This window comes from Actinocorallia herbida, from assembly GCF_003751225.1.
GTDB classification, from domain to species: Bacteria; Actinomycetota; Actinomycetes; order Streptosporangiales; family Streptosporangiaceae; genus Actinocorallia; species Actinocorallia herbida.
Genome location: NZ_RJKE01000001.1, coordinates 6,529,991 through 6,555,724 on the forward strand (window position 1 = coordinate 6,529,991; position 25,734 = coordinate 6,555,724).

The window sequence follows — 25,734 nt, forward strand, 5'->3', positions numbered from 1 at the left end:
ACAGTGAGTTGGATATGGCAACCTGGAAGAATGAGCAGCACCGCGCGCCCCTGCTCGATCGCCGGGGCGCTCCAGATCGTCGGCGAGCGCTGGGCGCTCCTGGCCGTCCGCGAGATCATGTTCGGCAACCGCAGGTTCGACGAGATCGCCCGCAACACCGGCGCGTCCCGCGACATCCTCACGGCCCGCCTGCGCTCCCTGGAGGCCACCGGCGTCCTCACCCGCCGCCTCTACCAGGACCGTCCCGCCCGCTACGAGTACCACCTCACCGAGGCCGGCCGGGACCTCGCCCCCGTCCTCACCGCCCTCCGCGACTGGGGCGACCACTGGCTCCCCGGCCCCCCGCCCGTCACCGCGACCCACACCTGCGGCCACCCCGCCGAAACCGTCCCCACCTGCGCCCACTGCCACGAGAAGGCCACCCCCGAAACCCTCCGCCTCACCGTCACCGCCCCCGGCTGGACCCTGAAGGGCCCCGAATAGCCCCGAACCGCCGCTCGCATGCCGGCCAGGACGCCCACCTGGCGATAAGAGTCGTCCGTGGCGTGCCGTCCGTGGACGCTGGTTCACCCGGGATCACGGCCGATGGGGTACTTTCCCAACCCCCCGGTGGTACCCGTACCTTGACCCGGGGACGGCCGGTGCCGATCGCGGTCCGGCCGGGTGGACGACGGTGAAAGGCCTCCAGGTGTCTTCTGTTCCGCTTGATGTCGCCGCTCTGATTCGTGCCGGGGAGGAGGGGGTGCGGCATCGGTTCGTGTTCTTTTGGGGGCACACGCCCAAGGCGAGTGGGAACCACGTGTTCTCGCAGTGGTGGGAGGAGGCGTTCGAGATGGAGGGGGTGCGCTACCCGTCGGCGGAGCACGCGATGATGGCGGGGAAGGCGCGGTTGTTCGGGGATGAGGCTGCGTTGGCGAAGGTGATGGGGGCGGGGCATCCGGGGGCGGCGAAGGCGGCGGGGCGTGAGGTGCGGGGGTTCGACGAGGAGGTGTGGGCCGAGCGGCGCTTCGAGCTCGTGACGGGGGTGAGCGTCGCGAAGTTCTCGGCCACGCCGGAGCTGCGGGGGCGGTTGCTCGGGACGGGCGACCGGGTACTGGTGGAGGCCAGTCCGCTCGACCGGATCTGGGGGATCGGGCTGGCGGCGGACTCGCCGGACGCGGCCGAGCCCGCGCGGTGGCGGGGGCTGAACCTGCTGGGCTTCGCGCTGATGCGGGCGCGGGAGCTGCTGAGCTGAGCCGAGCGGTGCTCAGACCGCCGTCCAGCCCCCGTCGGCGGTGGGGCTGACGCGGACGGGCCTGCCGTTGACGACGATGACGAGGTCGTCGCCCTCCGGGGCCGCCGGACCGAGCCGGACGGCCGTGCGATCCGTCCGGGCGGTGGTGAAGGCCACGGACGGGAGGAAGACCTTCAGGGCCGCTTTGAAGGGTCCGGGGAGCCTTCCGGGTGCGCAGGAGTCCATGCCGGAACAGAAGGCGTCCAGGACCACGAGGGGGTCGGCGCGGCCCGCTCCGGAGGCCGTCAGCGCCACCGCGTAGGCGGGGGCGTCCGGGACCTCCGGCCGGGCTCCCGGCTTCTGGCCCATGTCGTCCTGCAACGCGTCGCCGCTCTCCAGCGCGCCGCCGGCGAGCGGCGTGGGCGCACCACTCGCCGCGGGTTTCGCCTGCTCGTCGCTTTGGCGGTCGTAGCCGCCCCGCGCGGAGGTCGCGGACACCGCGGAGTCCACCCCCGCCGTCTGCTCGGTCCACAGCACGGGGAGCACCGCCGCCGCCGCGCAGACCACGGCGGCCGACGCCGCGACGGTCAGGCGGCGCCTGCGCCGGACACGGCGGGCCCTGCCGACGACGGCGTCGGCGAAAGCCGGTGACGGGCCGGGCGCGTCGGCGGCGAGCAGGTCGAGGAGGGTCCGGTCATCCATGGGCGTCGTCCCGTACCGTGCCGTAGGCGTCGCGGAGTTTGTCCAGGCCGCGCAGGGTCTGGCTGCGGACCGTGCCGGCCGAGCAGCCGAGGAGTTCGGCGACCTCGGCGACCTCGAGGCCGACCCAGTGCCGGAGCACGACCGCGGCGCGCTGGCCCGCGGGCAGCGCGGCGAGCGCCGCGCGCAGCCGCACGTTGCCGTCGACCGCGGCGAACGGGTCGGACCCGGCGTGCTCGGGCGGCGCGTCGGTCGCGGTCTCGTGCCGCCGGTGGGGTCGGCGGCGCTCGTCGGCGGCGACGGTGACGAGGATCCGGCGCACGTAGGCCTCCGGGTTCGTCTCGATGCGCTTCCACCGAAGATACGCCTTGACCAGGGCGTTCTGCACCAGGTCCTCGGCGCCCGCGCGGTCGGCGGTGAGCAGGTAGGCCAGCCGGAGCAGCCCCGGGGAGCGTTCGGCGACGAACTGCCGGAACGCCTCCTCGTCGGCCATCGGGGCCTCCTCGCTATGCCGGGACCTGCCACACGGTGGTCCGCTTGTGCCGGGCGTCCTCCAGCGCGCGGCTCACCGGCACGTCGTACCGGGCGAGCGCGGTGTAGGTGCCGCGCGGCAGGTAGCGCCGTCCGGGGTCGCCGACGAGGACGAGCGCGCCCCGTGCCGCGCATTGGCGGAGGAACGGCTCGACCCTACGGGACATCGCCTTGTCGTAGAAGACGTCTCCGGCGAGCACGAGGTCGCAGGGGCCCGGGTCTCGGGCGCCCTCGTCGAGGAGGTCGGCGCACACGGCCGTCACGGTGACGCCGTTGGCCTCGGCGTTCGCGGTGACGGCCGCCGCGGCGTACGGGTCGACCTCCGCCGCGAGGACCTCGCGGGCGCCCGCGAGGGCCGAGGCGACGGCGACGACGCCGGAGCCGGAGGCGAAGTCGAGGACGCGGCGGCCGCGCACGAGCTCGGGCCGGTCCAGGACGTGCCGGGCGAGGGCGAGGCCGCCGGTCCAGGCGAAAGCCCAGTAAGGCAGGCCGGTGTCTTCGGTGCGCTCCCAGAGCCCATAGGGGTCATCGGCCTGGTGGAGCACCATTTCTGGAAGGAACGGGACAGGTCTCAGGCGCGTGTGCGCCCGCACGAAGGCGAGTTCTTCAGGCGCCTGGCAGAGCGGGGGGTTCGACTGCACGTTGCAGACCTTAAACCGCGCGCCCTTACAACGCCATTTCCCACGGTCATTTTCCCTCGGCTGCATTTTGTTGCTCAATCAGACTATGTCCCGTGACACTTCCGAAGATCAGGAGAAACAGTCATATAAGGCCGCCTGGACGGCCCCGCCACGGGGCCTGACCGGGGAACCCTTCGCACCCGGTCTTCCAATAGTTAACAAACTTACCTATTATGGACGCCCATGTGGACCCCCAGGATGTCGGTCGCGGCGGTGTTCGCCCTTCACGGTGCGGTCGGCGGCTCGTTCGCCACGCGCATCCCGTGGATCCAGGACCGGGTGGACGCCGGGCCCGGCGGACTCGGCCTCGCGCTCCTCGCCCCCGCGCTCGGCGCGTTCCTCGCGATGCCCGTCACCGGCCGCCTCATTCACCGGCGCGGCGCCCGGACCGTCACCCGGGCCACGGCCCTGCTGTTCGCCCTCGCCCTCGTGCCTCCGTCGCTCGCCCCGGACCTCGCCGTGCTGTGGGTGCTCCTGCTGGGCTACGGCGTGCTCGGCGGCGTCTGCGACGTGGCGATGAACGGCCTCGGCGTCGAGGTGGAACGCGGTCTCGGCAGGCCGATCATGTCGAGCCTGCACGGCATGTGGAGCGTCGGGGCGCTGGTCGGCGCGGGCGCGGGCGCGCTCGCCGCGGCGGCCGGACTCGACGCGCGCGCCCATTTCACGGGGGCGGCGCTGGTCCTCGCCCTGCTGGCGCTGGCCGCCGGGCGCGGCCTGCCCGACCCGCCGCCCGGCGCGGCCGAGCCCGCCAGGTTCACGCTGCCCGGCCGCGAGGTCCTCGGCATCGGGTTCGTCGGATTCTGCGCGGTCTTCGCCGAGGGCGCGACCGCCGACTGGTGCGCGGTCTACCTGCGCGACGTGGTCGGCGCCGACCCCGGCATCGCCGCGGCCTCCTACACGGCGTTCGCGGTGACGATGGCCGTCAGCCGCCTCGTCGGCGACGCGGTCGTGGCCAGGCTCGGCACGGTCCGGACCGTCCGGCTCGGCGGGGTGATGGCGATCGCGGGCGGCGTCCTGGTGGTGACGGGCCGGGCACCGGTCCCGGCGATCGCGGGCTTCGCGCTCATCGGCCTCGGCATCGCCGTCGTGGTGCCGCTGGCCTTCGCCGCGGCGGGCCGCGCGGCCGACGTGCCCAACGAGGGCGTCGCCGCGGTCGCCACGATCACCTACTCGTGCCTGCTCGTCTCCCCCGCGCTGGTCGGCGGCCTCGCCTCGGTGACCTCGCTCCCGGTCTCCTTCGGCGTGATCACCGCCATGGCCGTCCTCATGACCCTCGCGGCGGGCTTCCTGGGCCGCGGCGAACCCCGCCCCGCCTAGCCGGGCCGCACGCCACGCGCCGCGGCCGCCGCACGGTCCTCGGCGCGGCTCAGCGGTCGCCGGCCGGGCCGAGGAGGCGCAGGGCCCGCTGGGTGCTGCTCCTGGCCGCGCTGGCGGCCAGGCGGGGGACGGCGGCGGGGGCCGTGCGAAGGGTGACGCGGACGGCGATGGCGGCGGCCGCCTCGCCCGCGGGGCCGCGGACGACGAGTTCGGTGATCTTGCGGGTGGCGCGGGTGACCGGCCCGGTGGCGGGGACGGGGTCGCCGCGCAGGACGCCGACGGCGCCCGTCCAGGCGAGGCGGACCGACTCGCGGGCGCTGTCCTTCATCCGCTCGCGCAAGGTCGTGCGGGCGACCTCCTCGGCCATCTCGGTCAGCGCGCGGCCCAGCTCGGTGCCCGCGGCCCAGGAGGCCGCGCCGTAGGCGCCGCGCCCGGCCAGGTCGGCCAGGCCCGCGGACCCGGCGAACTCCACGACCACCCGGACGGGTTCGCTGCGCGCCACCTCACCGGCCCAGCCGACGGCCGAGGCGGGCAGCACCCCCGCCTCGACGAGCCGGGCGGCGACCTCCCCCGCCGCGTGCCGCGCGACGCTCTCGGCGACCTCGAGCGCGAGTTCCGGCCCGACCTCGATCACCACGTCCATGACGACGTCGGCGACCACGTCGGTGACGGAGTCGAGCGCGGCGTCCACCGCGGTCCTGGCGAGCGCGCTGCCCGCGGCCCGCTCGGTGATCCCGACCCAGGTGGAGGCGGTCGCGCGGGTCAGCGGATTGCGCAGCGCGAGGCGGCGCGCGGCCTTCGACAGCGGGTGCCCCGCGGCCTGCCCGGCGACGGCCAGCGCGGTCGCGGTGACCCCGTAGGCGGCCCCGGTGACGGCGTTGGCGCCCGCGGCGGTGGCGAGCTGCCCCGCGGCCTGCTCGGCGACGGCGACGGCGAGGCGCTGCGCCGCGGCCTGCGCGGCCCGCTCGACGGGCGCGCGCACCGAGGGCAGATCCAGGGCTCGCTCCAGGCCGGTGCGCGCGGCGGCGACGGTGACGTCCCTGCCGAGATCGCGGACCGGGCGGGTGATGCGGGAGCCGAGCCGCCAGAGGTCGGCGACCTCCCGCCGGAGGTCCGCGCCCCCGGTGTGTTCCGCCTCCATCGCCCGCTCCTCGCTGTCGCTCCACCCCGGCCGGGATGGGGTGGCCCCCCGGCCGACCTGCGGCGAAGAGGGTATCCCCTGCGGTGGACGGGGCAATCCCGATCACTCCGGACGATCTCGCGGGCGGGCGCTCCCGGCCGAGTACGGTGATCCCATGAGCAATCTCGAGACCGCGCCCGAGCCCGTCAGCACCGGCGGCACCGCCGACGTGAAGGCGACGCCGGTCCGCGAGCTGCTGCCGATGAAGGAGGTCGTGCTGGGCGCCGGCACGGCGGTCCGGCGGCTGCTCCCCTCGTTCGGCCGCCGCATGGTCGGCGCGTGGTGCTTCCTCGACCACTACGGCCCCGACGACATCGCGAACGAGCCGGGCATGCAGGTGCCGCCGCACCCGCACATCGGCCTCCAGACCGTCAGCTGGCTGCACGCCGGCGATGTCCTGCACCGCGACAGCCTCGGCAGCCTCGCGACGATCCGGCCCGGCGAACTCGGCCTGATGACGTCCGGGCGGGGCATCGCGCACTCCGAGGAGTCCCCGGTCCCGCACCGGCCGATCCTGCACGGCGCCCAGCTGTGGACGGCGCTGCCGGACTCCGCGCGGCACAAGGCCCCCGCGTTCGGCCACCACACCGACCTGCCCGTGGTCACCGCGCCGGGCCTGCGAGCGACGGTGTTCCTCGGCGAGCTGGACGGCGCGATCTCGCCGGGCGAGGTGTTCACCCCGATCACCGGGGCCGACGTCACCGTCGAGGCGGGCGGCGAGGCGCGGCTGCCGCTGGAGTTCGACTTCGAGTACGCGGTCCTCACCATGACCGGCGACGTGCGGATCGACGGCGCCGACGCGCCCGTCGGCCGCCTCCTCTACCTCGGCTGCGGCCGCGACGAACTGCCGGTCGAGGCGGGCTCGACGACCCGCTTCCTGCTGCTGGGCGGTGTCCCGTTCGAGGAGAAGCTGGTGATGTGGTGGAACTTCGTCGGCCGCACCGGCGCGGAGATCGCCGCGGCCCGCGACGCCTGGATGACCGGCGACTCCCTCGGCGTCGTGCACGGCTACGCGGGCGACCGCGTCCCGGCCCCGGCCCTGCCGACCGTCCCCCTCAAGGCCCGCGGCCGCGAGCGCTGACGCCCCCGTCAGGCCCCCGCGCCGACCGGCTCCGCGAGGGGCGTCAGGGTCAGCGCGAGGTGGCGCGGGGCGGCGAGGTACGGCTCCACGCGCCGACCGCCCCGATGGACCCCTTCGAGGTGCCCGCCCGAGCGGCGGCCGACCGCCGGATCGCGGACGCCCAGGCCGTCGTGACGGTCAGTCCCACCAGAAGGACCAGGCGTTGCGGCCCACCAGTTCCGCGGCGTAGCCCTCCAGGGTGCCCGCGCCCTGCACGACGACGTCCGGGCAGAACGCCCAGTGCTCGGCGGCCACGTGCACGGCGTGCTCGGCGTCCCGCGGCGGCGCGGCGACGCTGAAGTCCATCGTGTTGAACCCGACCCGGACGAGCCGGGCGCCGAAGCGGTCCTCCCAGCCGCGCGCGACCGCGGCCATCGGCGCGGTCCACGGGTTGTGGTTGAGCGCGCCCTGCCAGCCCATGACGGCCAGGGAGTCGGCGCTGCGCGTGGCGGCGACCAGTCCGAGGAGGGTGCTGCGGCCGTCGGCGAGCCGCCCGGCGAGCCAGTCCGCGGCCTCGTGCGGCTCGGCCATCGGCTCTCCGGGGGCGGCCAGGCCGGGGCAGAACTTGCCGAACGGGGCGAGGTCCTCGAAGTCGTCGCCGTAGCGCAGCCGCGGCTCGATCATGTCCTGCCAGACCTCGGCCATGAACTGGGCGGGCTCGTAGACGTCGATCTCCGTCTCGGGCTCGGGCGCGATCTGCCCGGCGGCCCACGGCTGCGCCGTCTCGTCCAGGAGCAGCGGCCACAGGCCCGAGTACGGGTGCTCGGCGGCCAGGCTCCGCCAGACGTCGGCGGTGACCGGCGCGTCGCTCAGCCAGAACGCGGGGCGCGTCACCGGATGGTCGCGGCGGTAGGACCTGTCGGGCCACACCACCGCCCCTTCGGGCAGCGGCACGTTCAGCGTGCGGCCGTTGCCGCCGTCGGCGAACAGCCGGTAGACACCCGCCGGCAGCGCCCTGCCGGGCCGGGGATCGTCCATGCTCGACCACTTTCGATTTAGGCAGACCTATGCCGGATCTTGGCGCATTCCAGGACTCTACTGCCACCCGGCCGCCCCGTGCGGCTCCCGCAGGCGAAGCGTGCGACGATCGGTGCCGTGACCGCCGAGACCAAGCCGCCCGCCCTTCTGCCCGACCGCAGGACCCTCACCCACGAGATCTGGCTGGTCTTCGCCCTGTCGCTCGGCGCGTCGGCGCTCGCCGCGCTGATCTCCTTCACCGGCTCGCTCACCGCGGAGAAGGAACTCGCCGAGCAGACCGCCTCGCTCGTCACCGACCGTTACGCCGGACGGCCCTGGCTGGGCCTGTCCTGGCAGTTGTACGGCATCGCCGCCGCGCTCGTGCCGGTCGCGCTGGTCGCGCACCTCATGGCGCGCTCGGCCGAGCCGATGGGCCGGACCCTCGGCGTCACGTGGGTGCCGCGCGGGCTCGACCTGCTGCGCGGCGCGGGCGTCGCGGCGGCCATCGGCGGCTCGGGCCTCGCGCTGTACCTGGTCGCGAACGCCGTCGGCGCGAACCTGACGATCGTGCCGACGACGCTCGGGGACGTGTGGTGGCGGGTCCCGGTGCTGGTGCTCTCGGCCATCGAGAACGCGGTACTGGAAGAGGTTCTGGTCCTCGGCTACCTCCTGCACCGGCTCGACCAGCTCGGCTGGTCCCGCTGGAAGGCCGACCTGACGAGCGCCGCCGTCCGCGGGAGCTACCACCTCTACCAGGGCCTCGGCGGGTTCGTCGGCAACTTCGTCATGGGCCTGATCTTCGCGTTCCTGTACCGCCGCTGGGGCCGCGTGATGCCCCTGCTCGTCGCGCACGCCCTGATCGACATCGTGGCCTTCGTCGGCTGGGTCGCCCTCGCCGGAAAGGCCTCCTGGCTCCCGGGCGCCTGACCGCCCACCCCGCTCCGACGGGGCGGGCGGGGGTCAGTCGGTCCAGTCGAAGGTGCGGGTGACGGCCTTGAGCCACTGGGCGTATTCGCGTTCGCGCTTGTCCTCGGGCATGTCCGGGGTCCAGCGGCGGTCGGCCTTCCACTGGGCGGCGAGTTCGGCCTCGCCGTGCCAGACGCCGGTGGCTAGGCCCGCGGCGTAGGCGGCGCCGAGCGCGGTCGTCTCGTTGATCCGCGGGCGGACGACGGGGACGCCCAGCACGTCGGCCTGGATCTGCATGAGCAGGTCGTTGACGACCATGCCGCCGTCGGTCTTCAGCTCGGTGAGGGCGTAGCCGGAGTCCCGGTTCATCGCGTCGACGATCTCGCGGGTCTGCCAGGCCGTCGCCTCCAGCACCGCGCGGGCGAGGTGCCCCTTGTGCACGAACCGGGTGAGCCCGACGATCGCGCCGCGCGCGTCGGACCGCCAGTACGGCGCGAACAGGCCGGAGAACGCGGGCACGAAGTAGCAGCCGCCGTTGTCCTCGACGGATCCGGCGAGTTCCTCGATCTCGGCGGAGGAGGAGATCACGCCGAGGTTGTCGCGCAGCCACTGCACGAGCGCCCCGGTGATCGCGACCGAGCCCTCCAGCGCGTAGACGGCCGGGGCGTCGCCGATCCGGTAGCCGACCGTGGTGAGCAGGCCGTGCTGCGACGCCACGGGCCGCTCGCCGGTGTTGAGCAGGAGGAAGCTTCCCGTGCCGTAGGTGTTCTTGGCGTCGCCGGGCGCGAAGCAGCACTGGCCGAACAGGGCGGCCTGCTGGTCGCCCAGCGCCGACGCGATCGGCACCCCTTCCAGGACTCCCCTGCCCGTCCCGTAGACCTCCGCGGACGAACGGATCTCGGGCAGGACCGCCTCGGGGATACCGAACGCCTCAAGGGTCGCCGGATCCCAGTCGAGGGTCTTCAGGTCCATGAGCATCGTGCGGGAGGCGTTGGTGACGTCGGTGACGTGCCGTCCGGTGAGGTTCCAGATCAGCCACGAGTCGACCGTGCCGAACAGCACCTCGCCGCGCTCGGCCCGCGCGCGCAGACCGGGGACCTCGCGCAGCAGCCACAGCAGCTTCGGACCGGCGAAGTACGTGGCCAGGGGCAGCCCGCACGAGGCGGCGAAGCGCTCGGGGCCGTCCTCGCCGGCCAGCTCCTTGCACAGCCGGTCGGTGCGGGTGTCCTGCCAGACGATCGCGTTGTGCACGGGCTCGCCCGTGCGCGCGTCCCAGACGACGGTCGTCTCGCGCTGGTTGGTGATCCCGGCCGCGGCGAGATCGCCCGGGACCAGCCCGGCCCGGTCCAGCGCCTCGGCCACGCACGCCTGGACCGACGCCCAGATCTCGGCCGGGTCGTGCTCGACCCAGCCCGGCCTGGGGAAGAGCTGCGCGAACTCGCGCCGGGCGTCGCCGACGACCGTGCCCGCGGAGTCGAAGACCATGCACCTGCTGGAAGTCGTCCCCTGGTCGATCGCGGCCACGTACACCGGCTGCCTCCTGGTCCCTGCTGCCCACTGCCGTCCCCGCCGCGGTGGTCGGCGGTCCCGACATCTTCGCGGAAACCCCGCCGCCCGTCACGGGGGGACGCTCCGACCGCCGTCGCGAGGCGTCGGTCAGAGGGGATTGTCGTCGGTGGGGTCGCCCTGGCCGGGGCTGCCGTCCTCGCCGGGGGTCGGGGAGTTCGTCCCGGTGGGCGACGGGGTGGGGCGCGGCGAGCCGGTCTGGCCCGGGGACGGGGTCGGGGTGGTGATCGTCTCGACCGGTTCCGGCGGCAGCTCCTCGGGCTGGGAGCGCCACAGCCAGATCACCGCGCCGAGGATCAGCAGGAGCATGATGATCACGGCGACGGCCGCCAGGATCGTCCCCCAGGGCCCGGTGTTCCCGCCGGGGCCGGGCGTGCCGCCGAAGAGCAGCGTGTCCCGGCGCGGCGTGCCGCCGCCCGCCCCGCCCGCGCCTCCCTTGGCGCCGGAGGCGGTGTAGCGGGGGAAGACCAGGTACGGGCCGCCGGACCCCCGCGGAGTGGCGCCCGACTCGGTGACGGGGTAGGCGGGCTCCTCCGCACCGACCCAGTGGTGGGCCAGAGGAGGGCCGCCGCCGCGCTCGCGCAGCGCGACCGAGTCCAGCAGCCCGCTCAGGTCGCCCTCTCCGACCGCCCAAGGGCCGGGATTGGCGACGTCGTAAGACAGCAGCCTGCCCTTCTCCCCGCGCACGGCCGCGGCGAAGCGGTCCCGGGCCGCGGCGTCCCCGGCCGCGCCCTTGCTCAGCAGCACCACCTGCACGGCCCTGCCCATGCCGTCGACCGCGCCGAACACGTATCCGGCGGGCGTCTGGCGGAGCGCGCCCGTCAGCCGGTAGGGGCCGGGTGACGGCGGGGACGGCGGCGGCGCTGTCATGACCACGACCCTACTGCGACACCGGGGCGATCACCTGTGTCGTCGGCGGGGCACCGGGTAGTTCACGTAGGGTCGGACTTGTCAGTCGAGCTGTTGGATTTCGGGGCGAAGGGGCTGGGTTGACCGTCACCGCAGGGACCAAAGAGGCGTCCGCGCTGCTGGAGCGCGCGCTCTCGGAGGTGAAGAAGGTCATCGTCGGCCAGGAGCACATGGTCGAGCGGCTCATCGTCGCGCTCCTCGCGGGCGGCCACTGCCTCGTCGAAGGCGTGCCCGGCGTGGCCAAGACCCTCGCCGTCTCCTCCCTCGCCCAGGTGACCGGCGGCTCGTTCGCCCGCATCCAGTTCACGCCCGACCTCGTGCCCTCCGACATCGTCGGCACCCGCATCTACCGGCCGTCCAGCGAGGCGTTCGACGTGGAGCTCGGCCCGGTCTTCGCCAACTTCATCCTCGCCGACGAGATCAACCGCGCCCCCGCCAAGGTCCAGTCGGCCCTGCTGGAGGTCATGGCCGAGCGCCAGGTGTCCCTCGCGGGCAAGACCTATCCCCTGCCGCGCCCGTTCATCGTGCTGGCGACCCAGAACCCGATCGAGTCCGAGGGCGTCTACCCGCTGCCGGAGGCCCAGCGCGACAGGTTCCTCATGCGGATCAACGTCTCCTACCCCGACGCGGCCGACGAGATGGCGATCCTGCGCCGGATGAGCGTCGACCCTCCCGTGGCAGAGCGGGTCCTCGACCCGGAGACCCTCCTGGACCTCCAGAAGGCCGCCGCCCGGGTGTCGGTGCACGAACTCGTCGCCGACTACGTCGTCCGGCTCGTCATGGCGACCCGGCAGCCCGAGGCCTACCGGATGCCCGACCTCGCGCCGCTGATCGAGTTCGGCGCGAGCCCTCGCGCGACCCTCGGCCTCGTCTCCTCCGCGCGCGCCCTTGCGCTGCTGCGCGGCCGCGACTTCGTGCTGCCCGAGGACGTCCACGACGTGGCCCGCGACGTCCTGGTGCACCGCCTCGTGCTGACCTTCGACGCGATCGCCGACGGGGTGTCGCCCGGCGAGCTCGTCGCCCGCGTCCTGGCCTGCGTGCCGCCGCCGCGGGTCATGTGGAACCACGGCGCGGTCTGATGCGGATCCCCGAGGACAGGCTCCGGCGGCTGGAACTGAGGGTGACCGGCCGCCTCGACGGGATGCTCGGCGGCGAGCACCTCGGCCTCCTTCCGGGCCCGGGCAGCGAACTCGCCGAGGCGCGCGCCTACCAGCCGGGCGAGGACGACGTCCGGCACATGGACTGGTCGGTCACCGCCAGGACCGCGGTCCCGCACGTGCGCGACGTGATCGCCGACCACGAGCTCGAGGCGTGGGCACTGGTCGACCTCACCCCGAGCATGGACTACGGCACCACCGACCTCCTGAAACGCGACCTGGCCGTCGCCGCCCTCGCCGCCGTGGGGTTCACCGCGACCCGCCTCGGCGACCGGGTCGGCGCCTACCTGATGACCGGTCCCACGCTGCGCCGCAGACCCGCGAGGACGGGCCGCAGCCGCCTGTACGCGCTGCTCCGCGAGGTCGAGGAGGCGCCGAGCGAGCCGGGCCCGCTCACCCTCGCCGACGCGATCACCGCGCTCGACCGGGGCCAGCGCCGCCGCGGCCTGCGCGTGGTGATCAGCGACTTCCTCGACCCGCCGGACTGGGAGCGGCCGCTGCGCCGGATGGCCGCGCGGCACCAGGTCCTCGCGGTCGAGATCATCGACCCCCGCGAGCTGGAACTGCCCGCGACCGGGATGATCGAGTTCGCCGACCCCGAGACCGGCGCCGTTCAGGAGTTCCTGCTGAACGCCCGCGTCGCCGACGACTACCGGCGGGCCGCCGCCGCCCAGCGCGCCGCCACCGCGGCCGCGCTGCGCCGCGCCGGGGCGAGCCACCTCGTGCTGCGCACCGACCGCGACTGGGTGACCGACATCGCCAGGTTCGCCCTGCGGCGGCGCAGGCTGGGGGGCCGCGCATGAGCTTCATGTCCCCCTGGTGGCTGCTGCTCCTCCCACTGGTCCCGGCGATGCTGCTGGCCTACCTGATGATGCTGCGCCGCGGCTCCCGCCAGGCCGTCCGGTTCACCAACCTGCCCACCCTGCGCACGGTCGCGCCGCGCAACCCCGCCTGGCGCAAGCACCTGCTCGCGGGGATGTTCCTCACCCTGCTGACGGTCCTGGTCGTCGGCGCCGCCCAGCCCGCCGCCACGGTGAAGGTGCCCCGCGAACGCGCGACGATCATGGTCGCGATCGACGTGTCCCTGTCGATGCAGGCCACCGACGTGGCCCCGTCCCGGTTCGAGGCCGCCAAGGCGTCGGCCAAGGCGTTCATCGAGGCGCTGCCCCAGCGGTTCAACGTCGGGGTCGTCTCGTTCGCCGGCACCGCCAACGTGGTGGCGTCGCCGACCGCGAACCGGGTCGCGGCGCTCAGCGCGATCGACAACATCGGCCTGGAGCGGCGGACCGCGATCGGCGAGGCGGTCTTCGCCTCGATCACCGCGATCAAGACCTTCGACGCGGGCAACGGCTCGGACCCGCCGCCCGCCCACATCGTCCTGCTGTCCGACGGCGACAACACCTACGGGCGGTCGGTCGCCTCGGCCGTCAACGCCTCCCGGGCGGCGAGCATCCCGGTCTCCACGATCGCGTTCGGCACCCCCTACGGCACGGTGACGATCGAGGGCGAGACGACGACCGTCGACGTCAACAAGGCGACCCTGCGGGCGCTGGCGACGCAGACCGACGGGCACGCCTACGAGGCCGAGGACTCCGCCCAGCTCTCGGAGGTCTACGAGAGCATCGGCACCTCGCTCGGCTGGCGGCCCGAGAGCCGCGACATCTCCTCCTGGTTCACCGCGCTCGCCGCGCTGCTGGCGCTCGCGGGCGGCGCGCTGTCCCTCACCTGGTACTCCCGCCTGCCCTGACGACGGGCCCGGCCGGTCGGGCGGGCCCCGCGCCGCCACTAGGCTTGACGGCCGTGGGGGATCATTACTTCTCGGCCGAACCGGGCGCCGCCAGCCGGCCGGCCGCCGTCGACCTGGTGCTGCGCGATCTGCACCTGCGCCTGGAGACCGACCGGGGCATGTTCTCCCCCGACCGCGTCGACGCGGGCACCCGGATCCTGCTCGACTCGGTGCCCCCGCCGCCCCAGGAGGGGCACCTCCTGGACGTCGGCTGCGGGTACGGGCCGATCGCGCTCACCCTCGCCGCGCGCGCCCCCGGCGCGACCGTCCACGGCGTCGACGTCAACCGGCGGGCCCTGGAGCTGGCCGGGCGGAACGCCGCCGCGGCCGGCCTGGCCAACGTGTCCTTCACCGAGCCCGAGGCGCTCGATCCCGAACTGCGCTTCGCGGTGATCTGGTCGAACCCGCCGATCCGGATCGGCAAGGCCGCCCTGCACGAGCTCCTGGAGACGTGGCTGTCCCGGCTCGCCCCGGACGGCCGGGCCTACCTGGTCGTCCAGAAGCACCTCGGGAGCGACTCCCTCCAGCGCTGGCTCACCGAGTCCGGGCTGGCGACCTCCCGGCTCGCGTCCCGTTCGTCCTACCGCATCCTGGAGGTCCAGGCCCGTGAACACCCCTGAACGCCGGCAGCTCCGCGCGACCGACGTCAAACGGCTCAACCGCACCTGGCGGCGGGCCACCGAGGGGCGGCTGGGCCTGCTCGTGGAGTCGGTGACGCAGCCGTTCAACATCGGCTCGATCTTCCGCACCGCCGCGGTGTTCGGCGTCGAGCACCTGTGGCTGGCGGGCAACGCCACCGAGCCCACCCACCCGAACGCGCAGAAGACCGCGCTCGGCACCGACCGGCTCGTCCCCTGGGAGCACGCGGGCACGGTCGGCGACGCCGTCAAGAAGGCCCGCGCGGCCGGGTTCAGGATCGTCGCGCTGGAGCTGACGGGCGACGCGAGCCCCCTGCACGAGGCCGACCTCACCGGGAACGTGTGCCTGGCCGTCGGGGGCGAGGACCACGGCTGCTCCCCCGGCCTGCTCGCCGCGGCCGACGCCGTCGCCTATATCCCGCAGGTCGGCCGGGTCGGCTCGCTGAACGTCGCGGTGGCCACGGCCGTCGCGCTCTCGGAGATCCGCCGCCGCGAATGGGCCGGGTAGCGCGGTCCCCGTGACTCGCCGCACTACCCGGGCGACCGCCTTGACGTAGTAAGGCCGGGTCATACTGGAGGCGAGATGCGCTACGCCTTCCTCGACCACGACGGCCCCATCGCGTTCGCCCACCGCGGCGGGGCGCTCGGCGCGCCCGAGAACACGATGGCGGCCTTCCAGCGCGCGGTGGACCTCGGCTACCGGTACATCGAGACCGACGTCCAGGCCACCGCCGACGGCGCTCTCCTGGCCTTCCACGACGCCGACCTCACCCGGGTCACCGGCGAGCCCGGCAAGATCGCGCGACTGCCCTACCGGCGCGTCGCCCGCGCCCGGATCCACGGCACCGAGCCGATCCCCCTGCTGGAGGACGTCCTCGCGGCCTTCCCCGCGGTCCGCTTCAACATCGACATCAAGGACCGGCCCGCGATCACCCCGCTGATCCGCGTCCTGCACCGCACCGGCGCCTGGGACCGGGTCTGCATCACCTCCTTCTCCACCCGCCGCCTCGCCCGCGCGCGGGCCCAGGCCGCGCCGCTCACCCGCGAGCCCGTGTGCACCGCGCTCGGCCCCGGCGGGGTCGCCGCGGTCCGGCTGGGCGGCCGGGCCGCCCGGATCGCCGCCGAGGGCGTCGCCTGCGCCCAGATCCCCCACGTGCTCGGCCCGCTGCCGTTCGCGACCGCCTCGTTCGTCGCCCAGGCCCATGCCGTCGGGCTCGCCGTGCACGCCTGGACGGTCAACGACCGGACCGCGATGGGCAGGCTCCTGGACAGCGGCGTGGACGGGATCATGACCGACGATCTGGAGGCGTTGCGGGAGGTCATGGCCGGACGCGGCCTCTGGAGCGGGGCGGGAGCGTAACAGGCAGGGTTGGAAAGGCCGCCAGCGGGAATCTTGTAGCGGTATCCAGCGTTGGTCACAGCAGGACCGCTAGCCGTCTGGGAGGCGTTTTTCGATGGCAGAGCGCGCACTTCGCGGCACCCGGCTCGGGGCGACGAGCTATGAGAACGACCGGAACACCGATCTGGCACCACGCCAGGAGGTGTCGTACACCTGCCCGAAGGGCCACCAGTTCACCGTCACCCTTGCCGCCGAGGTAGAGGTGCCGATGACCTGGGACTGCCGCAACTGCGGTGTCCCCGCCCTCCTGATGGACGGAGAGGTGCCGGTCGCCAAAAAGGGTAAGCCGCCGCGCACCCACTGGGACATGCTCCTCGAGCGCAGGTCGATCGAGGATCTGGAGGAGGTCCTCGCCGAGCGCTTGGAGATCCTTCGCGCGGGACGGCGCAAGACCGCATAGCCCGTCAGAGCAACACCGACAAGAGCCGCGACATCATGGAAGGCCCGTACCGGAGTCCCCGGTGCGGGCCTTCTCCGCGCTCCGCCCGGACCTGTGCGGCTCCGTCCGGTTCAGCGCCGCCCCGAGCCGGCGTCGCCCTCGTCGTCGCGCAGGACGTCGCCGCGCAGGATCTGCCCCTGGACGGGGCCCTGGCCCGGCCCGTCGTCCTCCTCGTCGACCACCTCGCCGCGGATCACGTCACCCTGACCGGGGAACACCGGCCCGCCGGGAAAGCCCGCCACCGGGCCGATCCTGGCGGCGCGGCGCTCGGCCCAGACCATGAGGACCCTGCGGACCAGCGGACGGGTGAAGGGCAGGACGCACAGGAACCCGAAGACGTCGGTGACGAAGCCCGGGACGATCAGCAGGACGCCGCCCGCGAGGATGAGGAACCCGTCGGCGAGCTCCCGGTCCGGCATGCGGCCCTGGGCGAGCGTGGCGTTGAGGCTCGACCACGCGCGCTTGCCCTCGCGCTTGACGAACCAGAGGCCGAGAAGGGTCTCGGCCACCAGCAGCAGAAGGGTCCACCAGCCGCCGATCGCCTGGCCGACCTGGATGATCACATAGATCTCGATGATCGGCAGGAGGACGAACAGAAGCGGAAGAAGCAGCGGCCACATGTCTTCATCATCCCCGATGATGTGCGGTGTCCGAACTGCTGGTTCATGTTTGACAGGGCAATGGATTCCGGTAGTTTGAGCCGTCTGGTCCAGACCGGACCCGACGGGCTCGGGCATCCTATAGACAACGGACACCGCCTCCACTGCCTGTGGGGACGCGTCCGGCCCGACGGATGTCCGGGCCCGCGTCCTTTGCCGGTACCTTTCATGCGACGGGGCGCGCCGGGAACGCTGGAGATGGTGTGACGCAGGAGACGGTGACGGCCGAGTCCCGAGAGGCCCCCCGCGAGCCGCAGGCCGCAGGCGGGCCGCGACGGGCGCCGCGGATCGCGCTGTGCGCGGCCGCCGGCCTGATCATGTACCTCGCCTTCCCGCCCAATGTCCTCGGCCCCGATGAGGGCGGCGCCACCGGCATCTGGCCGCTCGCCCCCGTCGGCGTGGCGCTCCTGGCGCTGGCGCTGCGGGGCCTGCGCCCCTGGGCGGGCGCGCTGGGCGGCCTGGTGTGCGGCCTCTTCTTCTTCGTCCCGGTCCTGCCGGGCCTTCGGCCCATCGGCACCGACGTCTGGCTGGGGCTGAGCCTCACCGAGGCGCTCTACTTCGCGCCCATGGGCGCGGCGATGGCCTACGTCTCCAAGACCCGCCTGTGGCCGCTCTGGGTGGCCGGACTGTGGGTCGCCCAGGAGCTGGTGCGCGGCCGGGTGCCGCTCGGCGGCTTCCCCTGGGCCCGGCTGGCGTTCTCCCAGACCGACACCCCCTACACCGCGTTCGCCGCGCTCGGCGGCGCCCCCCTCGTCTCCTTCGCCACGGCCCTCACCGGGACCCTGCTCGCCTTCGCGGTCCTCGCCGCGGCGGCCAAGGGCCTGCGGACGGCCGCCCTGGCCGTCGCCGGGGCCCTGGCCGTCCCGCTGGTCGGCCTCGGGGTGCCGACCGGCTCGGGCGGCACCGGCGGTTCCGGCACCGCGGCGGGCGAGAGCGCGACCGTGGCCGTGATCCAGGGGAACGTGCCGCGGTCCGGCATGGACTTCCTCGGCCAGCGCCAGGCGGTGCTCAACAACCACATCGCGCGCACCCGGGAGCTCGCCGCGCAGGTCAAGGCGGGCGAGGTGCCCCAGCCCGACCTCGTCGTCTGGCCGGAGAACGCGAGCGACCTCGACCCCTACAACGACCCCGAGGCCCGCGCGCTGATCGACGCCGTCGTCAAGGAGGTCGGCGCCCCCGTCCTGGTCGGGGCGCTCACCTCGACCCCCGACGGGACCATGGTCGAGAACCGGGGGATCGCCTGGGACCCCGAGACCGGCCCCGGCGAGTACTACACCAAGCGGCACCCCGTCCCGTTCGGGGAGTACATCCCCTTCCGCGGCGTGCTCACGAAGATCATCTCTCGGCTCGACCGGGTCCCCCGGGACTTCGCGCGGGGCACCCAGGACAACACCCTGGTCATGGACGGCGTCCCCGTCGGGGACGTCATCTGCTTCGAGGTCGCCTACGACGGGATCGTCCGGGACGCGGCCGAGGCTCGGATCCTCGTCGTCCAGACCAACAACGCCACCTACGGGCACACCAGCCTGCCGTGGCAGCAGCTCGCCATGTCGCGGCTGCGGGCCGTCGAGCACGACCGGACGGTGCTCGTCGCGGCCACCAGCGGGATCAGCGCGATCGTCGCCCCCGACGGCACCCTGATCGACCGGTCCCGCGAATTCACCCCCGATGTGCAGGTGGCCTCCGTGCCGCTCCGCACCTCGGTTACCATCAGTGACCGCCTCGGCGGGCTGCCCGAATGGCTGCTCGCTCTGGTCGGCGTCGCCGGGGTGGGCCTGGCGCTCACCGCGCGGAGGCGGGCCTCGAGAACAGGCCCCGGAGAGGCAGCATGAACGCGATCGTCGTGATCATTCCGACGTACAACGAGCGGGACAACCTCCCCCTGATCACCGCGCGGGTCCGGGCCGCGGTGCCCGGCGCCGACCTGCTGGTGGTCGACGACGACAGCCCCGACGGCACCGGCCTCCTCGCCGACGAGCTCGCCGCGGCCGACGACCACGTCCACGTGCTGCACCGCACGGCCAAGAACGGCCTGGGCGCCGCCTACCTCGCCGGTTTCCGGTGGGCGATCGAGCACGGCTACGACATCATGGTCGAGATGGACGCCGACGGCTCCCACCAGCCCGAGCAGCTCCCCCGGCTGCTGGAGGCGCTGGAAGAGGCCGACCTGGTGATCGGCGCCCGCTGGGTGCCCGGCGGCGAGGTCGAGAACTGGCCGAAGCGCCGCGAGATCCTCTCCCGGAGCGCCAACACCTACGCCCGCCTCATGCTCGGCATGCCCCTGCACGACGCCACGGGCGGCTACCGCGCCTTCCGCCGCGAGACCCTGGAGAAGCTGGACCTGGAGGACGTCGACTCGCGCGGCTACTGCTTCCAGGTCGATCTCGCGCTGCGCGCCCACCGGGCGGGCCTGCGCGTGGCCGAGGTCCCGATCACCTTCGTCGACCGGGTGCACGGCTCCAGCAAGATGAACAGCTCGGTGATCGCGGAGTCCATGCTCCGCGTCACCGCCTGGGGCATCCGCTCGCGCTTCGGCCGCTGACCGTCCCCCCTTTCTGGGAGCACCGTCCCGTCTCCTCCGGGAGGCGGCGACACGCCTTCCTTTCCCGTGCGATCCTCCGGAAAAGCGCCTCCTTCTCCGGAGTGATCACCGTGACCGAAGTCCCCTCGTCCCTCGAATTCCGCCTGACCGGCAAGCAGTTCTGGAAGCCGGTGCTCCTGCCCGTCGAGCTCTGCGCAGGGGTCGGCCTGCTCTTCGCCGTCGTCGACGGATCGGTGGCGACGCTCGGGATCATGCTCCTCATCGGCGCGGCCTTCACCGCCTTCCTCCACCGGCTGCTGCGCCGCATGTACCTGCGTCTCGACGCCGAGGGCGTCTCCTCCCGCATGTTCCGCGCCCGCTCCGCCGCCTGGCCCACGGTCTCCGGCTTCGGCGAGGGCTCCTATGCCCAGGCCTCAGGCGTCCTCCACGTCCCCGCCCTCCACCTCAAGGACGGCTCCGCCTACCGCCTCCCCGCCCCCCGCTCCGACTCCCCCACCTACCGCGAGGACCTCCAGTCCATCCGCGCCTTCGCCCACCACCGCATCTCCCGCCCCTGATCCGGGGAAGAGGCCGCAGGCCCTTTCCCATGAGCCGAAACATCGGCTTGATATTGCCCGAAACCGGCTAAATCGCGAAATTCATGAATGGCTCTGATTCGCCCTCGAACGGCGTCCTACCATGAGCAGGATGACGACGCTCGATCCCCAGGCGATCCTGGACGGCCGGACCCCCGGCCGTCCTTCGCTGAAGTTGATCGTCGGGATGGTCGTCACCTCGACCTGCGCCCTCGCCGCGCTCGCGGTCTTCGCCTTCCTCGGCGATGGAGGCACCTTCTTCGTCGGGCTCGCGCTGGCCCTGCTGCCGGTGCCGATCCTGCTGTCGGCGGTCCTGCTGCTCGACAGACTCGAACCCAAGCCCGTCAGAGGCCTGGTGTCCGCGTTCCTGTGGGGCGCGGGCGCGGCGGCGGTCGGTGGGCTGATCTTGAACACCTTGGGCTACAGCTTCGCCTCCGTGTCTTTCTTCGGCGACGACAAGGGCCTGGTGTGGACCGCGACGGTGGGCGCTCCGGTCATCGAGGAGTCGTTGAAGGGCGCGGTCCTGTTCGTGCTGCTGTGGTTCCGGCGCAACGAGATCGATGGGATCACCGACGGGATCGTCTACGCCGCGATGGTCGCGCTCGGCTTCGCGATGATGGAGAACATCTCCTACTACATGCAGGCCATCGACGCCGGGGGCCAGGGCCGTCTGGAGGCCGTGTTCATCCTCCGGGGGCTGATCTCCCCCCTCGGCCACCCCCTGTTCACCGCGATGACGGGCCTGGGCGTGGCGTGGGCGGCCAACCACCGGCGCGGGCGGATCCCGGCCGTCATGGCGGGGCTGGCGGGAGCGATCCTGCTGCACGCGCTGTGGAACGGCGCGGCGGCCTACGGGGTCAGGGGCCTCGCGGTCGTGTACGTGCTGGACTTCTGCCTGCTGCTGGTACTGCTGACACTGGTCTTCTTCGAACGCCGCGCGCTGGTGCACCAGATCGGCAGGCACCTGCCCGCCTACGTCCCGACCGGCCTGGTCTCACCACAGGACATCGTCATGCTCGGCCACATCCAGCGCCGCCGCGACGCCCGCCGCTGGGCCAGAAAAGTCGGCGGCAAAGGCGCAGCCCGCGCCATGTCGGACTACCAACTGGGCGCCACCGAACTCGTCCTGCTCCACAAACGCCTGGACGCCGGAGTCATCGAAACCGACTTCTTCACCACCCGCCGCACCCAACTGCTCAACCTCATGGCCGTCGCCCGCCAAGCACTACTCCTCAGCAGACCCGGCCGGCAACCCGTCACCCCACCCTGGGGACCATCAGGTCTGAAAGAACCCCTGCCGGTCGGATCCCGGTGGCCCATCGAAGGACGCGTCCAGCGGCCCGAGGCTCCTCTTCGGCAGGAGCGGGCGACGCCGCGTGACGCGCCTTCGGCGCAGAGCACCGCCGAAGGCCCTGCCCAGGCGCTCTCCGCCGAGTCCGCAACGGCCTTCGCCGCCGACGTCTCCCGGTTCTTCCTCGACCTCGGCCCTCCGCCATCGGAGGACACCGCCGATTCTTCACCCGACCCGACGCCGCACGACCATGGGGCCGCCAGATGAACCGGACACCGGATGAGCCCCGGCCGGACGAGTGGTTCGACATCGCCAAGCAGTGGGCGGAGTTGCCCGTCGGCCATCTGAGGATCGCCGTCCGGGCCGTCGAGACCAGGGACGTCCGCGCGCATGAGTACCGGATGGAGGAGCTCAGGCTCGGCGCGCGCCGCGAGTCGGAGCAGAGGACCCACCGCCTCTACATGGCGGGTCTGATCACGGGCTTCCTCATCGCCGTCGGCATGCTCACGGGAGCCGTCATCGTCGGCATCAACGACCAGCCTTGGCTCGCCGCCATGCTGGCCGGCCCGAGTGTGCTCGCGCTCGCGACGCTGTTCGTCCTGCGAAGGTCGGACCCCGCCCAAGTCGGTTCCGTCGGGCGGGCCCATGGCGCGGCACTCGCGGCGTCGCAGCAGCCACCGGTGCTCTGAGCCGCCGGTGATGACGTGCCCGGTCATCGGCCCGAGGCGGCGGCCCCATGCCGTCCTGTCCGGGGGCACGGGGCCGCGAAGGAGCGGTCGTCGTCAGGGCTACTTGACGGCGCCGGCGGTGAGGCCGGCCTGGATCTGGCGCTGGAAGATGATGTAGACGATGATCACCGGGATGATGGCCATGCTGAGGGCGGCCATCAGGGCGGGCCAGTCCTGGCGGTAGCCGGCCGAGGTGCTGATGGTGGCGATGGCCTGCGGGAGGACCCATTTGTCCTGGTCGGCGGGGACGATGATGATCGGGAGCAGGTACTGGTTCCACTGGCCGATCACGTTGAAGATCGTGATGGAGACGAGGCCGGGGCGGGCCATCGGCATCATGATCTGGAAGAACGTGCGCATGTGGCCCGCGCCGTCGATGAAGGCGGCCTCGGCCACCGACGTCGGCAGGGTCCGGAAGAACGCGGTCAGGAAGAACACGGTGAACGGCAGCGAGTAGGCGACGTACACGAGGATGAGGCCCTGGTAGGTGTTGTGCACGTGCAGGTTCTGCACGACCTTGAACAGCGGGACCAGGGCGAGGAAGACCGGGAACATCATCCCGGACACGAACATGAAGTAGATGAGCTTGCTGCCGCGGAACTCGTACCGCGCGAGGACGTAGGCGGCCATCGCGCCGAGCAGCATCGTCAGGAACGTGCTGATGGTCACGACGAACACGCTGTTCAGCAGGTAGCGGCCGATGTTCGCGTCGCTCCAGGCGCGGCCCCAGGCGTCGAAGTGCCAGGAGGCCGGCAGCGTCCAGGCGTCGCCGAAGATCTCGGCGTTGGTCTTGAACGCCGCGACGAACGTCCACACGATCGGGACGATCACCAGCAGCGCCCAGACCGCCAGGGCGACATGGGACAGCCCGGAGAACACCCCGGACGCCACCTTGGCGGCGGGCTTGCCTCCGCCCGGGCCGGAAGCGGCGCCCTTCCGAACGGGCTGCGCGTCCGCGGGCAGGGCGGGCAGATCGGTGCTCGTGGTCTCTGCGTTGGTCTTCATCGGCCGGCCTTAGAACTCGATGCGTTCGCGGCGGGTGACGCGCAGGGTGAGCGCCGCGAAGGTCAGGGTCATGAAGAACAGGACGACGCCCATGGCCGAGGCGTAGCCGAGCTCGGAGTAGCGGAAGACCTGGCGGTAGATCTCCAGCGCCACCACGGTGGTGGAGTTGTCGGGGCCGCCCTGGTCGACCGACAGGACCTGCACGATGGCGAACATGTCGAACGCCGCGATCCCGAGGTAGATCCAGCCGACCTGGAGGGTGTCCCACAGCAGCGGGAGCGTCACCCGGAAGAAGAGGGTGAACCTGCCCGCGCCGTCGATGGCCGCGGCCTCGAACACGTCCTTGGGGATGGAGGACATCCCGGCGGAGAACAGGACGACGTAGAAGCCGACGCCCTGCCAGACGACGACGCCGATGATCGACCACAGGGCGAGCTTCGGGTCGTTGAGGAACTGGACGGGGGCGACCCCGACCTTGGCGAGCAGGCCGTTGAGCATGCCGCTCTCGTTCGGCCGGTAGACGGCCTGGAACAGCACGCCGAGGATCGCCACCGCCAGCACCTGCGGCAGGAAGAAGATCACCTTGTAGAAGCCGGAGAACCGGACCCCCCGCATCGTGCCGCTCTTGCCCGCGCCCCCGCCGACGTTCAGCAGGAACGAGAAGAACAGCGCGATGACGAGGGTCGCCAGCGGCAGGGTGATGAGGATCCACAGGTGGTGCCAGAGCGCCGAGGTGAACGCCTCGTCCTCGAAGAGGTCTCGGAAGTTCTTCAGTCCGACGTACTCGGGCGCCTTGTAGCCGTTCCACTTCGTGAGCGCGATCTGGAAGGCCTGGACGTACGGGCCGATCACGAAGACGGCGTACAGGACCACCGGGATCGCGAGGAACCCGATGATGAAGGGATATCTACCCTGCCGCATGGCTGGTTCTCCGGAATCTGGGCGTGATCTCAGGGGGGATAAGGTCAGGACGCCCGGGTCTGGATGTCGGCGCCGGCGTCCTCCTTGGCCTTGTCGGCCGCCTTCTGCATCTCCGCGCAGAACGTCTTGGCGTCGTTGCGGCCGTACATGAGGTTGTTGGTCTGGCGGCGGAGCTCGGTCTCCAGCTCCTTGTACCAGTTCTCGAACAGGCTCGTGGTGACCACGTTCTGCCCCGCGGCCTGCTGGGCGGCGAACACCGAGGTGAGGCCGGGCGAGAGGGTGAGGCCCTCGGCGGCGCCGTTCACGATGGTGAGCGAGCCGGACTTCTCGGTGAAGCCCTTCGCGCCGGCCTTCGACAGCATCTGGCGGAAGTACTCCATGCCGCCCTGCGGGTTCTCACCCTTGGCCGACACGAAGTAGTACTCGCCCGCCGCGACCCGGACGGCCTCATAGGGCATCGCGTCGGCGGAGCTGACGGACGGGGTCGGGGCGAGCCCGTACTTGAACGTCTTCGGGGTGGACGGGGCCTGCTCGTTCTCCAGCCAGGAACCGGACGGGTAGAAGGCGATCTTGCCCTGGTTCTGCTGGGTCTGGACCTCGGTGTGGATGAGTCCCTCGAAGGACTTGTCGGAGTACTTGGTGTTGATCTCGGCCCACGCGGCCGCGGCCTGCTCGACGGCCGGGTTCGTCCAGGCGCCGTCGACGAGGTTGTCGATGTCCAGCAGGACCTTGTTGCCGCCGATCTTCGCCGCCGAGATGAGGATCATCCAGTAGGCGTAGTAGGAGGCGTTCTTGCCCGCGTAGGCGAACGGGGTGAGGCCCGCGGCCTTGATCGTCTCGGCGAGGGTCTTGAACTCCTCGAAGGTCTTCGGCGGGGTCCAGCCCTTGGCCTTGAACAGCTCGGCGTCGTACCAGAGGCCGTAGGTGGTGGACACGTACGGGAGCAGGTACGGCTTGCCCGCGACGAGGCCGGCCTCGACCGCGCCCGGCATGATGGTGTCGCGGACCTTCTTGGCGGGGTCGTCGACCGAGGGGGCGTCCCACAGGGCGGTGAGGTCCTGGAGGTGGCCGGCCTCGGCGAGGGCGCCGGTGTCCATGAGGTCGGTGCCGGAGTTGGCGACGACGTCGGGGATGTCGGTGCCGCTGGAGAACCGCGGCTGGAGGGCCTTGCCGATCTCGACGATGCCCTCGTGCTCGATCTTCACGCCGGGGAACGCCGTGACGTACATGGGCTCGTGGACCTGGGTGGCGTAGTCGTCGCCGAGGCCGCCCTTGAAGATGACGACGTTGAGCGGCTTGGCCGCGTCGACCTTGAACGGGTTCTTGGCGTCGCCGTCGGAGGCGACGTCGGTGCCGCCCTCCTCGCTGCCGCCGCCGGTCGCGCACGCGCTCAGCAGGGACAGGCCGGGCGCGGCTACGGCCACGAGGCCGAGCCGCTTCAGGACGTCGCGGCGAAGGAGGCCGGTGATCTCGGTCATGAGTGCTGTCTCCCTAGGGGGAAAAGAGGACGGGACAG

Annotated in this window: 28 protein-coding genes; 17 read left to right on the forward strand and 11 right to left on the reverse strand. The window is 72.5% G+C overall.

The features are described from left to right. Window positions 1-30 precede the first annotated feature (30 nt). Together EDD29_RS29745 and EDD29_RS29750 are read left to right on the forward strand one after the other, a co-directional pair. The gene (locus EDD29_RS29745; RefSeq protein ID WP_123667626.1) at window positions 31-483 is read left to right on the forward strand and encodes a winged helix-turn-helix transcriptional regulator; all 453 of its coding nucleotides are present in this window, start codon (window positions 31-33) and stop codon (window positions 481-483) included. A 274-nt stretch (window positions 484-757) separates the two neighbouring features. Beyond that, window positions 758-1,234: a riboflavin biosynthesis intermediates N-glycosidase gene (locus EDD29_RS29750; protein ID WP_342774450.1), complete on the forward strand. Its 477-nt coding sequence runs from the start codon at window positions 758-760 to the stop codon at window positions 1,232-1,234. A 12-nt stretch (window positions 1,235-1,246) separates the two neighbouring features. On the opposite strand, the gene EDD29_RS29755 is transcribed toward EDD29_RS29750, so the two are convergent. From EDD29_RS29755 to EDD29_RS29765, 3 genes are read right to left on the reverse strand one after another with little or no spacing between them, the layout of a single operon-like run. Beyond that, window positions 1,247-1,915 carry a hypothetical protein gene (locus EDD29_RS29755; RefSeq protein WP_123667628.1) on the reverse strand — a complete coding sequence of 223 codons (669 nt, stop codon included), beginning with the start codon at window positions 1,913-1,915 and terminating at the stop codon, window positions 1,247-1,249. Beyond that, a complete protein-coding gene (locus EDD29_RS29760; protein ID WP_123667629.1) occupies window positions 1,908-2,405 on the reverse strand; it encodes a SigE family RNA polymerase sigma factor in 498 nt (165 codons plus the stop codon). Before EDD29_RS29760 ends, EDD29_RS29755 begins: the two co-directional genes overlap by 8 nt. 13 nt (window positions 2,406-2,418) lie before the next feature. Then, on the reverse strand, window positions 2,419-2,991 hold the full coding sequence (locus EDD29_RS29765; RefSeq protein WP_211360004.1) for a class I SAM-dependent methyltransferase: 573 nt from the start codon (window positions 2,989-2,991) through the stop codon (window positions 2,419-2,421). Between the two features lie 315 nt (window positions 2,992-3,306). Between EDD29_RS29765 and EDD29_RS29770 the strand changes: the two genes are divergently transcribed. Continuing rightward, complete coding sequence (locus EDD29_RS29770) at window positions 3,307-4,440, forward strand: MFS transporter (RefSeq protein ID WP_123667631.1); 1,134 nt, start codon at window positions 3,307-3,309, stop codon at window positions 4,438-4,440. 49 nt (window positions 4,441-4,489) lie between these two features. Here EDD29_RS29770 and EDD29_RS29775 read toward each other — a convergent pair whose 3' ends face one another. Beyond that, the gene (locus EDD29_RS29775; protein WP_123667632.1) at window positions 4,490-5,581 is read right to left on the reverse strand and encodes a hypothetical protein; all 1,092 of its coding nucleotides are present in this window, start codon (window positions 5,579-5,581) and stop codon (window positions 4,490-4,492) included. A gap of 154 nt (window positions 5,582-5,735) precedes the next feature. Between EDD29_RS29775 and EDD29_RS29780 the strand changes: the two genes are divergently transcribed. Beyond that, window positions 5,736-6,701: a pirin family protein gene (locus EDD29_RS29780; RefSeq protein ID WP_123667633.1), complete on the forward strand. Its 966-nt coding sequence runs from the start codon at window positions 5,736-5,738 to the stop codon at window positions 6,699-6,701. Window positions 6,702-6,878: 177 nt separating this feature from the next. On the opposite strand, the gene EDD29_RS29785 is transcribed toward EDD29_RS29780, so the two are convergent. After that, on the reverse strand, window positions 6,879-7,718 hold the full coding sequence (locus tag EDD29_RS29785) for a DUF4253 domain-containing protein (RefSeq protein ID WP_123667634.1): 840 nt from the start codon (window positions 7,716-7,718) through the stop codon (window positions 6,879-6,881). A gap of 117 nt (window positions 7,719-7,835) precedes the next feature. Between EDD29_RS29785 and EDD29_RS29790 the strand changes: the two genes are divergently transcribed. Continuing rightward, a complete protein-coding gene (locus EDD29_RS29790) occupies window positions 7,836-8,624 on the forward strand; it encodes a CPBP family intramembrane glutamic endopeptidase (RefSeq protein ID WP_123670755.1) in 789 nt (262 codons plus the stop codon). Window positions 8,625-8,657: 33 nt separating this feature from the next. Here the strand turns inward: EDD29_RS29790 and glpK are convergent, their stop codons facing one another. After that, window positions 8,658-10,133, reverse strand: a complete 1,476-nt coding sequence (gene glpK, locus EDD29_RS29795; protein ID WP_281280957.1) for a glycerol kinase GlpK — start codon at window positions 10,131-10,133, stop codon at window positions 8,658-8,660. Window positions 10,134-10,259: 126 nt separating this feature from the next. Further along, complete coding sequence (locus EDD29_RS29800) at window positions 10,260-11,039, reverse strand: hypothetical protein (RefSeq protein ID WP_123667635.1); 780 nt, start codon at window positions 11,037-11,039, stop codon at window positions 10,260-10,262. 119 nt (window positions 11,040-11,158) lie between these two features. On the opposite strand from EDD29_RS29800, the gene EDD29_RS29805 reads away from it, so the two are divergent. From EDD29_RS29805 to EDD29_RS29835, 7 genes are all read left to right on the forward strand, one after another. Continuing rightward, window positions 11,159-12,157, forward strand: coding sequence for an AAA family ATPase (locus EDD29_RS29805; RefSeq protein ID WP_246053075.1), 999 nt, complete (start codon window positions 11,159-11,161; stop codon window positions 12,155-12,157). Continuing rightward, on the forward strand, window positions 12,157-13,038 hold the full coding sequence (locus tag EDD29_RS29810; protein WP_123667636.1) for a DUF58 domain-containing protein: 882 nt from the start codon (window positions 12,157-12,159) through the stop codon (window positions 13,036-13,038). The genes EDD29_RS29805 and EDD29_RS29810 overlap by 1 nt, the downstream gene beginning before the upstream one ends. Then, window positions 13,035-13,982 carry a VWA domain-containing protein gene (locus EDD29_RS29815; RefSeq protein WP_123667637.1) on the forward strand — a complete coding sequence of 316 codons (948 nt, stop codon included), beginning with the start codon at window positions 13,035-13,037 and terminating at the stop codon, window positions 13,980-13,982. The genes EDD29_RS29810 and EDD29_RS29815 overlap by 4 nt, the downstream gene beginning before the upstream one ends. Window positions 13,983-14,035: 53 nt before the next feature. Continuing rightward, complete coding sequence (locus EDD29_RS29820; protein ID WP_123667638.1) at window positions 14,036-14,641, forward strand: class I SAM-dependent methyltransferase; 606 nt, start codon at window positions 14,036-14,038, stop codon at window positions 14,639-14,641. Beyond that, window positions 14,628-15,167: a TrmH family RNA methyltransferase gene (locus tag EDD29_RS29825; RefSeq protein ID WP_123667639.1), complete on the forward strand. Its 540-nt coding sequence runs from the start codon at window positions 14,628-14,630 to the stop codon at window positions 15,165-15,167. The genes EDD29_RS29820 and EDD29_RS29825 overlap by 14 nt, the downstream gene beginning before the upstream one ends. Before the next feature lie 75 nt (window positions 15,168-15,242). Then, the gene (locus EDD29_RS29830; protein WP_123667640.1) at window positions 15,243-16,019 is read left to right on the forward strand and encodes a glycerophosphodiester phosphodiesterase family protein; all 777 of its coding nucleotides are present in this window, start codon (window positions 15,243-15,245) and stop codon (window positions 16,017-16,019) included. 94 nt (window positions 16,020-16,113) lie between these two features. Further along, complete coding sequence (locus EDD29_RS29835; RefSeq protein ID WP_123667641.1) at window positions 16,114-16,458, forward strand: RNA polymerase-binding protein RbpA; 345 nt, start codon at window positions 16,114-16,116, stop codon at window positions 16,456-16,458. A gap of 110 nt (window positions 16,459-16,568) precedes the next feature. Here EDD29_RS29835 and EDD29_RS29840 read toward each other — a convergent pair whose 3' ends face one another. Beyond that, complete coding sequence (locus EDD29_RS29840; protein ID WP_123667642.1) at window positions 16,569-17,117, reverse strand: FxsA family protein; 549 nt, start codon at window positions 17,115-17,117, stop codon at window positions 16,569-16,571. Window positions 17,118-17,359: 242 nt separating this feature from the next. Here EDD29_RS29840 and lnt point away from each other — a divergent pair, with 242 nt between their 5' ends. The 5 genes from lnt (at window position 17,360) to EDD29_RS29865 (ending at window position 22,253) form a co-directional block, all read left to right on the forward strand. After that, window positions 17,360-18,988 carry an apolipoprotein N-acyltransferase gene (gene lnt / locus EDD29_RS29845; protein ID WP_246053076.1) on the forward strand — a complete coding sequence of 543 codons (1,629 nt, stop codon included), beginning with the start codon at window positions 17,360-17,362 and terminating at the stop codon, window positions 18,986-18,988. Further along, window positions 18,985-19,698, forward strand: coding sequence for a polyprenol monophosphomannose synthase (locus tag EDD29_RS29850; RefSeq protein ID WP_123667643.1), 714 nt, complete (start codon window positions 18,985-18,987; stop codon window positions 19,696-19,698). Before lnt ends, EDD29_RS29850 begins: the two co-directional genes overlap by 4 nt. Before the next feature lie 110 nt (window positions 19,699-19,808). After that, window positions 19,809-20,255 (forward strand): hypothetical protein, encoded by a 447-nt coding sequence (locus EDD29_RS29855; RefSeq protein ID WP_148086139.1) that lies wholly within the window; start codon window positions 19,809-19,811, stop codon window positions 20,253-20,255. Between the two features lie 130 nt (window positions 20,256-20,385). Beyond that, entirely contained in the window at window positions 20,386-21,831 is a 1,446-nt protein-coding gene (locus EDD29_RS29860; protein WP_123667645.1) for a PrsW family intramembrane metalloprotease, read from the forward strand. Further along, window positions 21,828-22,253 (forward strand): hypothetical protein, encoded by a 426-nt coding sequence (locus EDD29_RS29865; protein WP_123667646.1) that lies wholly within the window; start codon window positions 21,828-21,830, stop codon window positions 22,251-22,253. The genes EDD29_RS29860 and EDD29_RS29865 overlap by 4 nt, the downstream gene beginning before the upstream one ends. A gap of 99 nt (window positions 22,254-22,352) precedes the next feature. On the opposite strand, the gene EDD29_RS29870 is transcribed toward EDD29_RS29865, so the two are convergent. From EDD29_RS29870 to ngcE, 3 genes are read right to left on the reverse strand one after another with little or no spacing between them, the layout of a single operon-like run. Beyond that, window positions 22,353-23,297, reverse strand: a complete 945-nt coding sequence (locus tag EDD29_RS29870; RefSeq protein ID WP_123667647.1) for a carbohydrate ABC transporter permease — start codon at window positions 23,295-23,297, stop codon at window positions 22,353-22,355. Between the two features lie 9 nt (window positions 23,298-23,306). Further along, window positions 23,307-24,218 (reverse strand): carbohydrate ABC transporter permease, encoded by a 912-nt coding sequence (locus EDD29_RS29875; RefSeq protein WP_123667648.1) that lies wholly within the window; start codon window positions 24,216-24,218, stop codon window positions 23,307-23,309. Between the two features lie 44 nt (window positions 24,219-24,262). Further along, window positions 24,263-25,696 (reverse strand): N-acetylglucosamine/diacetylchitobiose ABC transporter substrate-binding protein, encoded by a 1,434-nt coding sequence (ngcE, locus tag EDD29_RS29880; RefSeq protein WP_123667649.1) that lies wholly within the window; start codon window positions 25,694-25,696, stop codon window positions 24,263-24,265. Window positions 25,697-25,734 lie beyond the last annotated feature (38 nt).

What these genes read in the sequence shown, in the direction of transcription:
- EDD29_RS29875 (WP_123667648.1), bottom strand. Translation starts at nt 24,218, where the DNA reads ATGCGGCAGGGTAGATATCCCTTCATCATCGGGTTCCTCGCGATCCCG.
- EDD29_RS29840 (WP_123667642.1), bottom strand. Translation starts at nt 17,117, where the DNA reads ATGTGGCCGCTGCTTCTTCCGCTTCTGTTCGTCCTCCTGCCGATCATC.
- EDD29_RS29800 (WP_123667635.1), bottom strand. Translation starts at nt 11,039, where the DNA reads ATGACAGCGCCGCCGCCGTCCCCGCCGTCACCCGGCCCCTACCGGCTG.
- EDD29_RS29765 (WP_211360004.1), bottom strand. Translation starts at nt 2,991, where the DNA reads ATGGTGCTCCACCAGGCCGATGACCCCTATGGGCTCTGGGAGCGCACC.
- EDD29_RS29785 (WP_123667634.1), bottom strand. Translation starts at nt 7,718, where the DNA reads ATGGACGATCCCCGGCCCGGCAGGGCGCTGCCGGCGGGTGTCTACCGG.
- EDD29_RS29760 (WP_123667629.1), bottom strand. Translation starts at nt 2,405, where the DNA reads ATGGCCGACGAGGAGGCGTTCCGGCAGTTCGTCGCCGAACGCTCCCCG.
- ngcE (WP_123667649.1), bottom strand. Translation starts at nt 25,696, where the DNA reads ATGACCGAGATCACCGGCCTCCTTCGCCGCGACGTCCTGAAGCGGCTC.
- EDD29_RS29850 (WP_123667643.1), top strand. Translation starts at nt 18,985, where the DNA reads ATGAACGCGATCGTCGTGATCATTCCGACGTACAACGAGCGGGACAAC.
- EDD29_RS29870 (WP_123667647.1), bottom strand. Translation starts at nt 23,297, where the DNA reads ATGAAGACCAACGCAGAGACCACGAGCACCGATCTGCCCGCCCTGCCC.
- EDD29_RS29780 (WP_123667633.1), top strand. Translation starts at nt 5,736, where the DNA reads ATGAGCAATCTCGAGACCGCGCCCGAGCCCGTCAGCACCGGCGGCACC.
- EDD29_RS29830 (WP_123667640.1), top strand. Translation starts at nt 15,243, where the DNA reads ATGCGCTACGCCTTCCTCGACCACGACGGCCCCATCGCGTTCGCCCAC.
- EDD29_RS29755 (WP_123667628.1), bottom strand. Translation starts at nt 1,915, where the DNA reads ATGGATGACCGGACCCTCCTCGACCTGCTCGCCGCCGACGCGCCCGGC.
- EDD29_RS29835 (WP_123667641.1), top strand. Translation starts at nt 16,114, where the DNA reads ATGGCAGAGCGCGCACTTCGCGGCACCCGGCTCGGGGCGACGAGCTAT.
- EDD29_RS29860 (WP_123667645.1), top strand. Translation starts at nt 20,386, where the DNA reads ATGACGACGCTCGATCCCCAGGCGATCCTGGACGGCCGGACCCCCGGC.
- EDD29_RS29770 (WP_123667631.1), top strand. Translation starts at nt 3,307, where the DNA reads ATGTGGACCCCCAGGATGTCGGTCGCGGCGGTGTTCGCCCTTCACGGT.
- EDD29_RS29810 (WP_123667636.1), top strand. Translation starts at nt 12,157, where the DNA reads ATGCGGATCCCCGAGGACAGGCTCCGGCGGCTGGAACTGAGGGTGACC.
- EDD29_RS29745 (WP_123667626.1), top strand. Translation starts at nt 31, where the DNA reads ATGAGCAGCACCGCGCGCCCCTGCTCGATCGCCGGGGCGCTCCAGATC.
- EDD29_RS29815 (WP_123667637.1), top strand. Translation starts at nt 13,035, where the DNA reads ATGAGCTTCATGTCCCCCTGGTGGCTGCTGCTCCTCCCACTGGTCCCG.
- EDD29_RS29775 (WP_123667632.1), bottom strand. Translation starts at nt 5,581, where the DNA reads ATGGAGGCGGAACACACCGGGGGCGCGGACCTCCGGCGGGAGGTCGCC.
- EDD29_RS29865 (WP_123667646.1), top strand. Translation starts at nt 21,828, where the DNA reads ATGAACCGGACACCGGATGAGCCCCGGCCGGACGAGTGGTTCGACATC.